This window comes from Bacteroides sp. OF04-15BH (assembly GCF_003477995.1).
GTDB lineage: Bacteria > Bacteroidota > Bacteroidia > Bacteroidales > Bacteroidaceae > Paraprevotella.
The window spans coordinates 1-8,279 of record NZ_QUEM01000057.1; the positions used below are offsets into that span (position 1 = coordinate 1).

The following is an 8,279-nucleotide window of genomic DNA, read 5'->3' on the forward strand; positions in this document are numbered from 1 at the left end:
TACTTTGGGACGTTCGGCGAACGTATATGTTATATATAAAGGCAATATTCCGGCAACCGCCGTCCAACTGCCGTTACTTTTTTCGTGTAACTTCTGCAAAGTTAAGCAAATACCCTGAATTTTCACGTGCAAACAGAAAAAATCCTGCCGTGTTTCGCAACAGGGCAGGACACAAGCACATGAATTACACAAGTTTTATCCATACGCTTATGGACAACTTGTGTTCCATCGAAGATTATATGAACCGATGACAAAACAGCTTTGGTTCGCCGTGTCTTTGGTGATGATGTCCCTTTCCCGCATGAAGCGGATATAGCTCTTTGCGGTGCGCTCCTTGATGTCCAAGACCTGCTGCAATTGCTCGCAAAGGTCTATGTAGGTGATGCGTGTCTGCCGCCCAAAGATGTCACGTGCGACATTCACCAGTTCCCTTTCCTTGCGCTTCTCCTTTTCCTCACGGGGCTTCTCGCCCTTGTACACGTGCATCCCCGCTTCCTTGTCCCATGCAAAGAGCATCAGCGGCACGTCCAGCGGGCTTCCGTCCCTTACTTTCAGGGCTTTTACCACCGACTGGGCGGGTTCATCGTCTTTCTCTATCGAAAGGATTGTAGCCGCCTTGCGCTGCAACTCGCTGCCCAAATGTCCCCGCAGTTTCAATCCGTTGGGGACGAAATGCAGCACGCACAGAATACACGTGTTGTAGATGCCCGCCAGCCGATAAAGTTCATCTATTACCGCTACGCTTTCCGCTTCATCGTTGGCACTCTTAACAAGGTCGGCGATGCCGTCAATGACGACCAACTGGATGCCGCCGTACTGGTAGTAGAACTTGTCCATGCTCTGCACAATGGCGTTCAGGCGTTCCTTGCGTGACATACCTGTAAGACAAAACGCTTTCAGTTCATCGGGTTTGTCCGGCTGTTTGGCACGTGCCAGCAGGTTGCCTACATTCTTGAACAGTTGCACTTCCGACTGTTCGGTGTCATAGAGCAAGACCGCCTTGTGCCTGCCGTTGGCAGTTATCTGTATGCCCAGCGTATCTATGTCCGCACCAGCCGGGCAGATGCAGCCCGCCACGATTGCGGCTACATAATTGCTCTTGCCCGTTCCCTCGCCCCCGGTGATGCCGAACAGGTTGCCTTGTGTTCCTAACGGAACGTCACCCGCCGAAATAATCTCTTGCGCTTTGGCGGGCGGGTTGTTGAAATCTATCTCGCATGATTTTAGCATAATCAATGTGTCGCTATACAGGTTGTCTAAAAATTCGATAAACAGTTTCAGGAAATCTTCACGGGTGTTCCCGGCTTTGAAGTAGTCGGATATGTCCTTTTCCTCTTTCGTTCCCGGAAGCGGGAGCAGCAGGCGTTTCACGCCAAATTCTTCCAGTAGTTTTTCCTGCTTGCGTGAGCTTTCCCTGCCCGTCTTGTCCATGTCAAAGAGCAGGACGATGTGCTTGAAGCGAAACGTCAGCCGATAAACCAGCGTAGGCGGTATCGTCACCGTTTCGCTGTTGAAGCAGATAGCGTGAAAACCATGCGCCGCCAGTGAAAGTACGTCTTTCTCGCCACCCGTAATAAAGAGCGTGTCACCTTTGGCGGGCAGTTGCTCCAGCCCGAAACAGTAGTTTTCGCCGAAGCTGCCGCCATAGAGGAAGCGGGGTGTGGAGAACGGGCGGTACAGCTTGATGTGTTGTTTGCCCTTGTAGCCGTACATGGGTTCTGCCACCGATGAAGTGTAGGTGTACGGTTTGCCCTCTGCCGTTTCGCTGTTGTACTCCCGGAGTGAGCAGACCTTGTAATGTTCCAGCAGTTCGGGCGTGATGCCGTACTGTTGCCAGTACACCAGTTCGGCAAGCGGGAACTTCTGTTCCCGGAACTGGTAGGGCTTGACGGGCTTTTCGGGTGTTTCTTCGGGTTTGTCCGGCACTGCCCTGCGGACGGTTACAGGAGAAACGGAAACCGGAGTGCCGGAAGCCAGCCCCAAGCCCAAATCCCGGTCGATGATTTCCAGTATCTCCACGAAGTCAGCCGCCCGGTTGCAGTCCAGCCCCTTTAACTGCCCCACGAGGAAGAAGCAGTCGCCGCTGTAACTGTCGTTTCCGAAGTCTTTCATCTTGTAGATACCGCCCCGGCGGTCGAAATAGATGTTGCAGGAAGCCTTGCTGTCCTCGTACAGCGGGTTAAGGAAGTTGCGACCTATGCGCCAGTTTCCGGGCAGGTAGTGTTTGAATATCGCCAGCCCGTTACTTGTTCTTTCTAAGATTTCCTCTTTCCTTAGCATACAGTTGGTGGTTGGTTATCAGGTTGTCGATGTTCTCCTTGTTGCTCCTTATCAGGCGTTCTTCCAGCATCCGGCGTATCTCGCTGACCTTGTAGAAGTAGCGTCCCCTGATGTTGGAATAGGCGATAGTCCCCGACACCCGCAGGCGTTGCAGGGTCTTTTCGCTTATTTTCAGGAACGTGCAGACCTCGTAGCTGTCCACCCACATGTCTTCCTCGCTTTGCCTTGCCGTTTCCACGTGGTTGAAGATGTAGTCGGCAATGGCGGTAATCTTGTTGTCCAGCTCCTTGTAGGCTTTGGACTCGAATGTTATTATTTCCATAATGGTAACTAATTGATTTGCCGCAAAGTTCGGGTGTCCTGAAAAATAAAACGCCACAGGCGAACCCACCTGTGGCGAAATAAATTTTGTTAAAGAACGGTTGCCTAATCCTGCTCCCTCATGCGCAGCAGCAACCTGTCTTTCAGGGTGGAGAGGAAGCCCGTGCGGTCTTTGGTCTTGGCTTTGAGTTCCATGTAGGTATGGTAGAAGTCGCCGAGGTCGATGTCGAAAACGTATTCAAAATAGGCTACAATCTCCTTAATATCAACCGTTCCCTTGTTCAGACAGCCGCAGGCGTGCAGTGCGTAGACAAGCTCCACCAACGCCCTTTTCGTCCCCGTCCAGCGCAGCACCTTTCCCGTGAAGCCGTTCTTCACCCGCTTGCGCTGTTCCCGGCGTTCCAGCTCGTGCAGTCGGTTGGTGAGGTATATTTCCAGCAGTTCGTTGGCTAAAATCTTGGCTACCTTGAAGTCGTGACTGGTGCTGAACTGTGGGTCTGTTTCGTAATAGAAACTGTCCACAATGATTTGTATGTCAGGCTTCCCACGCATGAAATACTGCCTGTCCAAGTAGGTGGCTTTCGTGCGGTGGTACTGGTAGAACGCCAAGTTCCGCTGGAACGACCTTGAAATCCGGTCGGTTTCCGACAGCAGGTAGTCCCGCTGCACGTCCTCGCTGCCGCTGGGGAAGCGCACCTCTATCTTGTAAACGGTATTGTAATAGATGATTTTGCTCGCTAAAAGCGGTTTCAGTTCCTTGAAGAAGTGTATTTCTTCTTCCGTGCTGGCGAACGGGTAGGAGATTATAAAGGTTTTGAGTTCGTCCAGTATCTCTTGCAGGTAGTCCACGCACAGGCGGCAGAGCGTCAGCGTGTCCGTTGCGGTGTCCTCGTATTCCTGTATCTGCCATTCCACTTTTTGAAGCAGTCCGGCGAAGTATGTTTCCAACAGTATCTTATGTTCCATAACCTTGTGCTTATCTTTTATGAAGCACAAAGTTACGGGCATAAAAATTCTGTTTTATTCTTGATTTTTCACATTACGTTCTTGTAACTGTGCATTTTCTTGTTTCCTGCGCTTTTCTGCGTATTTCTCCGGGGGTATCTAAAAGATACGCCTTGCAGAAGTCGTTCAGGTTCGATGTCGATGCGAACCCGGTGGTGAACGCCACTTCGGTAAGCGTGAGGTTTGTGTTCGTCAGGTAGTGTTCCACGTCCTTTACCCGTTCCTTTATCACCCATTCCTTAGCCGTGTACCCGGTCATTTTCTTTACCTTTCGCCGGAACGAGCCGTATTCCATGCCGCATTTGTCCGCCAGTTGCTCGGCATCATAGACCATGTAGCCTTTCAGACGTACCATTTCGGTGAACGTCTGCCTGCCCAGTTCCGGCAGCATCCGTTCGGCGTGGCGCAGCTCCTTTTCCGTCACCAGCAGGCGGTTGTCCCTTACCGGGTTTCTCCGCAGCAGGTGGAAAGCGTGGCATACCGTGTTGTACACGTTGCAGAGGTACTGCCGTCCCGGTCGCATCCAGTGGAGCGCATCGCAGTAGGCGGTCAGTTCGGGTATGTCGTCCCGCTTGCGGTGCTGTTCCGCCAGTTCGTCCAGTATGGCGTAACGGGTGGTGGACATACCCAGCAGAATGATGATTGCCTTGTAGTCCTTGTACGCCGCCAGTGTCGGCGTTTCCGGCAGGCTTTTGAGCGTGTCGCACACGTGGGCGCACAGCCGCCCGTCCTTGCTGAACGGTTCAAGTTCCAAGTAGTTGTCCATTTTCCGGCTGTTGTGCAGCAGCCATGTTACCTTTTCGTCCAGTTCCTTGCAGGACGCTTCCAGCTCCGCTTCGGGAGCGGGAAGCAATAATGATGTAATCCGTTGTTCCATATCTGATGTTTTATATATGAATGACATATCATTTGTTCCACCTCACGCAATCCGTCCAACCCCATTCATCGAACAGCCATGTTTCTAAGAAGAAAAGTACAAAGGGCAGCAGGAACAGAAAATATGCCTGTACTGCGCTGATATGCTTAGAGCGGCGGTAGCGGTTCAACAATGCCTGTACACGGGTTTTCCTGTATCGTGCAAGAATAAATACACAAATAAACAAAAACATTGCACCTAAATAGCCAAGATGTAAGGACGACCATTGCGGTACATTGTTAATCAGGAGAAAGTTACCGGGCAGAACTACTATCCACCACCAATACCAAAACAGCAGTATAAAACCTGACATCCGACCTATCTTCTTGCCCCAAACCTCTCCCTTGAAATATAGGTAGTCAAAAAAATAGTATCTGTAATTCGTCCGGTTTGCACGTTGCTTCACTCGTTCAAAATAGTTATCTGTCTTTTTTATTCCTTTATTCATAATGGTTTGGTGAGGGAAAGCGTTCAGGGGTTATCTTTCCTTGTTACCAATGAATTTGCTTTTATATATAGCGTACTCTACTGTGTAAGTAGCCAGCTTCACGCCCAAGAACATACCTACAAGCAATATATATGCTACTAAGCAATATTGATTATACAAGAGGTCTTTTAAGAATACAGGTATCAATAAGGCTATGATTGTAGCGTTCTGAAACCACTTCTGTACTTTCAATAAGAGGTTAATGTATAAATGATTTCCTATGTAATTGAACCCCCATTTATAATTATACCGTTTCAGATAAGATAGTGAAAACCACAATCCTACAAGTGCAGTAATAAGGGCTACTCGCCACCATGCTCCCATGTATGGGAACATACCTTTTAAGAATGTCAGCAAAACAACACCTATTATGCTACATTCATATACAATTCTTACTCTTGTTACATTATTCATATATGTACGCTATTGGTTAGAAAGGAGCATCGTCAGATGCTATCTTTCGTTGTTACTAACTTATTAAATCTTTATTGTATAATTTTTAGCCAATGACGATGTGTTATTATAAAATAAAGTAATACAACCAAAATGGGATAAATCATCCATGATATGAAGGAAGAAATCTTTTGGCTATTAAATATTAGAGGTTTACTCCTTATAATTTCCATACCTTTTTTCCTTTTGATATAATACGAACAGAATGTTTTGTATAGTAAAACATAGATTATGATAAAAAACACAAAAGGGGTTTTATAATTGAAATTCTCCTTTATCAGTAGATACGTCAGTACTATAACAGGAAGAAATAATATTCCACATATTATCTGTATCGTCCGCTCATGTGGATTTTCCAATATAAATTTATCCCTATTAAATATGAATATCTGATAATACATCGCATCTAAAATGAATTTTATCATAAAGAGTTATTCGTATTGTTAGTAATGGTTTGCAGCTTGCCGCCATTAGGCGGCACAGGTGTTTGTTAGCATCGTTTCTTAATCAAGTTCAGCACGAAAAAACAAATCCATAATCAATACATGGTTTTCACACGCTTCCTTGAATTGTAGAATAAAGCTTTTCAATGCCTCTTTATCTTTTGAGTAGGCACAAAACATACTACTTTCAGAATCAAAATCAATTTTATCCGATAATTCTGGTACTTGTTCTTCCACAAAGACACGAGCTAAGGACTCCCAGTCATAGCCGTTCCCCTCAAAGCCCTCGTCCTCTCTTGCTTCGAAGATTTCAGCTTTGTATTCTCCAACATTCAGACATACTGAAGCTGTCGATTCATGATCAACCCAAAAGAAAGGTTGAATTTTCATTTCAAAATCTTTAGTGTCCATATTGTTCCAATTCTTTAAATAGTTCATCACCATTGGCTTTTATACCGTCCCTGAATTTGGTAGGAATTTTATTTCCCACACGCTCAAACCAGTCATTAAACGTCTTTTTCCATTCTTGAACTTTGTCTTTTTTGATACTCAAATTTGCATCGATTGGAAATCTTTTTGCAAGCATAATTAGTATTTCAATGTGTGCTAAAAGAGCTTGTGTTGGTTTGTTGGCTGTTTTTAACCATTCTGCATTTTCTTCAATTTGTTTTATAGCCAAATTAAAGTAGCGTGCATTTGCCATATCGGCCATTTCATTACCATCTGGTGCTGTACTAAATATCTTTTTCATTACATTTCAATTTATTCTTCGATGCTAATGGTTCAGCAGGGAACGGCTTGCCGTTATCCTGCTTCGTTATCAACCTATTCTATATTCACCATTTATCTGCAATTTCAAATTCGCCGATTGTTTGGGTACAAATGTCAATGTACGGAATAGTCTTAACTATCTTGATGTTTTCAATGTCTTCACTTCCTCCCAAAGCCAATAGTAGAGAATATCCGAAACACTCATCATAATCTGGAGTTCCGAGTTTTTCTTGTATTACAGGATAATTTTCTAAATCAAACCAGCCTTTCAAAAAACTTTCATTTACCATTACCTTATTAAAAATCGCACGAAGATTGGCAGGAAGTATTAAATATGTTCCGTATCTGACATTCAGATAAACAACGTAATTATTCAGTCTCGGATTCTTTACATAAGCAAAGAGATCTCCGAAAGCCGTACACATGAATGGTAGAAATGATTGGTCATCCTCCTTTTCAAAACAGGAGTTTATCACATCCTGATAATCGGACGGATTGATGAGCTTAAACAGCCCATTACAAAAACTTCCCAACCCGACCTCCTGCCATAAAGTATTCAGTTCGGGATAAGACAAATCAGCATATTTAGCTATAAAAGTATCATCTACTGCTTGCCTCTTACTATTGAGGCTTTTTTCTAAAAATTCTTCGTACATATTTCTACGTTTTATGGTTGATAATGGCTTGGCGGGGAACGGCGTTAGTCCGTTATCCCGGCTTGTTATGAACTTACTTTACCCCTTGTGCCTTTTATAATTTGCATAGCGAGCATTTAGAGTGTCCCGCCATTCTTGGCTTGGGCAAGAGTTTATTAACTGAATATACTTATTCTCATCATCAACGCAAACAGACTCTACAAGTTTTAATAAACTCCACTGCAAATCATAAAAAGCATTTTCAGGAAAGATTTGTACCAACACCATAGCTTCATCAAATGATATGGGAAGTTGTATTTGTTCTAATAAGGCATCATAAGTATTTACTAATTCATCAATACTCTCTGTATCATTGATGCTTTCATTAGGCATACGACCCAAATCTTTCAACTGTAAAATTTCATTTCTCATATCGTGTACTCTAATTGTTCATAATTTATTTATAACCGCACCTTATGGTGTCGTTCCTACATTCCTATAACTGCACCTCACGAATTATCCAGTGTATCAAGAGGATTAGGGATTTTTGCTTTATGGGCACTTGACACATGAAGATAAATGGTTGTGGTCTTGATGTCGTTGTGTCCCAGCAATTCCTGTATCGTGTGCAGGTCTGTTCCCTGTTCCAGCAAGTGTGTGGCAAAGGAGTGGCGCAGCATGTGTACGTGTACACGGTGTTTGATGCCAGCACGATGTGCGGCTTCTTTCAGCACTTTCACCAATGCACTTGCCGAATATTGCTCTCCGGGTGTTTCGCCCTCAAACAGCCATTTTTGTGGGCGATATTCCCGGAAGTAGTGCCGTAGTTCTTCCAGCAACTTGGGTGAAAGGAGCGAATAACGGCATTTCTTCCCCTTGCCCATGATGCGAACCGACATTGTTTCACTGTTGATGTCCTGCGGGGTCAGGTTAAGCAATTCGCTTCTTCTAAGTCCGGCAGAGTAAAC

At 45.2% G+C, this 8,279-nt stretch carries 11 protein-coding genes; all 11 read right to left on the reverse strand.

Annotated elements, in window-relative coordinates; genetic code table 11:
- Nucleotides 1-207: 207 nt before the first annotated feature.
- Nucleotides 208-2,280 carry a bifunctional DNA primase/helicase gene (locus DXA74_RS15105; RefSeq protein WP_118528962.1) on the reverse strand — a complete coding sequence of 691 codons (2,073 nt, stop codon included), beginning with the start codon at nucleotides 2,278-2,280 and terminating at the stop codon, nucleotides 208-210.
- Nucleotides 2,243-2,602: a helix-turn-helix domain-containing protein gene (locus tag DXA74_RS15110; protein WP_028729542.1), complete on the reverse strand. Its 360-nt coding sequence runs from the start codon at nucleotides 2,600-2,602 to the stop codon at nucleotides 2,243-2,245. Before DXA74_RS15110 ends, DXA74_RS15105 begins: the two co-directional genes overlap by 38 nt.
- A gap of 104 nt (nucleotides 2,603-2,706) precedes the next feature.
- Nucleotides 2,707-3,609 carry an RteC domain-containing protein gene (locus DXA74_RS15115; protein ID WP_118113269.1) on the reverse strand — a complete coding sequence of 301 codons (903 nt, stop codon included), beginning with the start codon at nucleotides 3,607-3,609 and terminating at the stop codon, nucleotides 2,707-2,709.
- Between the two features lie 31 nt (nucleotides 3,610-3,640).
- The gene (locus DXA74_RS15120; RefSeq protein WP_118404852.1) at nucleotides 3,641-4,483 is read right to left on the reverse strand and encodes an AraC family transcriptional regulator; all 843 of its coding nucleotides are present in this window, start codon (nucleotides 4,481-4,483) and stop codon (nucleotides 3,641-3,643) included.
- Between the two features lie 28 nt (nucleotides 4,484-4,511).
- Entirely contained in the window at nucleotides 4,512-4,970 is a 459-nt protein-coding gene (locus DXA74_RS15125) for a hypothetical protein (RefSeq protein ID WP_009291863.1), read from the reverse strand.
- 524 nt (nucleotides 4,971-5,494) lie between these two features.
- Entirely contained in the window at nucleotides 5,495-5,887 is a 393-nt protein-coding gene (locus tag DXA74_RS16950) for a hypothetical protein (protein WP_009291865.1), read from the reverse strand.
- Nucleotides 5,888-5,965: 78 nt separating this feature from the next.
- On the reverse strand, nucleotides 5,966-6,316 hold the full coding sequence (locus tag DXA74_RS15140) for an immunity 51 family protein (protein ID WP_074784353.1): 351 nt from the start codon (nucleotides 6,314-6,316) through the stop codon (nucleotides 5,966-5,968).
- Nucleotides 6,306-6,656: a hypothetical protein gene (locus tag DXA74_RS15145; protein WP_074784350.1), complete on the reverse strand. Its 351-nt coding sequence runs from the start codon at nucleotides 6,654-6,656 to the stop codon at nucleotides 6,306-6,308. Before DXA74_RS15145 ends, DXA74_RS15140 begins: the two co-directional genes overlap by 11 nt.
- 85 nt (nucleotides 6,657-6,741) lie before the next feature.
- Nucleotides 6,742-7,332 (reverse strand): T6SS immunity protein Tdi1 domain-containing protein, encoded by a 591-nt coding sequence (locus tag DXA74_RS15150; protein ID WP_007568839.1) that lies wholly within the window; start codon nucleotides 7,330-7,332, stop codon nucleotides 6,742-6,744.
- Nucleotides 7,333-7,410: 78 nt separating this feature from the next.
- Complete coding sequence (locus tag DXA74_RS15155) at nucleotides 7,411-7,743, reverse strand: hypothetical protein (RefSeq protein ID WP_032535954.1); 333 nt, start codon at nucleotides 7,741-7,743, stop codon at nucleotides 7,411-7,413.
- A 77-nt stretch (nucleotides 7,744-7,820) separates the two neighbouring features.
- The coding region (locus DXA74_RS15160) for a tyrosine-type recombinase/integrase (protein WP_147401151.1) at nucleotides 7,821-8,279 on the reverse strand (459 nt) is incomplete at its 5' end.

Bases quoted from the DNA above. Each gene is read 5' to 3' on its own strand.
- DXA74_RS15105 (WP_118528962.1), bottom strand. From the start codon at position 2,280: ATGCTAAGGAAAGAGGAAATCTTAGAAAGAACAAGTAACGGGCTGGCG.
- DXA74_RS15110 (WP_028729542.1), bottom strand. From the start codon at position 2,602: ATGGAAATAATAACATTCGAGTCCAAAGCCTACAAGGAGCTGGACAAC.
- DXA74_RS15115 (WP_118113269.1), bottom strand. From the start codon at position 3,609: ATGCCCGTAACTTTGTGCTTCATAAAAGATAAGCACAAGGTTATGGAA.
- DXA74_RS15120 (WP_118404852.1), bottom strand. From the start codon at position 4,483: ATGGAACAACGGATTACATCATTATTGCTTCCCGCTCCCGAAGCGGAG.
- DXA74_RS15125 (WP_009291863.1), bottom strand. From the start codon at position 4,970: ATGAATAAAGGAATAAAAAAGACAGATAACTATTTTGAACGAGTGAAG.
- DXA74_RS16950 (WP_009291865.1), bottom strand. From the start codon at position 5,887: ATGATAAAATTCATTTTAGATGCGATGTATTATCAGATATTCATATTT.
- DXA74_RS15140 (WP_074784353.1), bottom strand. From the start codon at position 6,316: ATGGACACTAAAGATTTTGAAATGAAAATTCAACCTTTCTTTTGGGTT.
- DXA74_RS15145 (WP_074784350.1), bottom strand. From the start codon at position 6,656: ATGAAAAAGATATTTAGTACAGCACCAGATGGTAATGAAATGGCCGAT.
- DXA74_RS15150 (WP_007568839.1), bottom strand. From the start codon at position 7,332: ATGTACGAAGAATTTTTAGAAAAAAGCCTCAATAGTAAGAGGCAAGCA.
- DXA74_RS15155 (WP_032535954.1), bottom strand. From the start codon at position 7,743: ATGAGAAATGAAATTTTACAGTTGAAAGATTTGGGTCGTATGCCTAAT.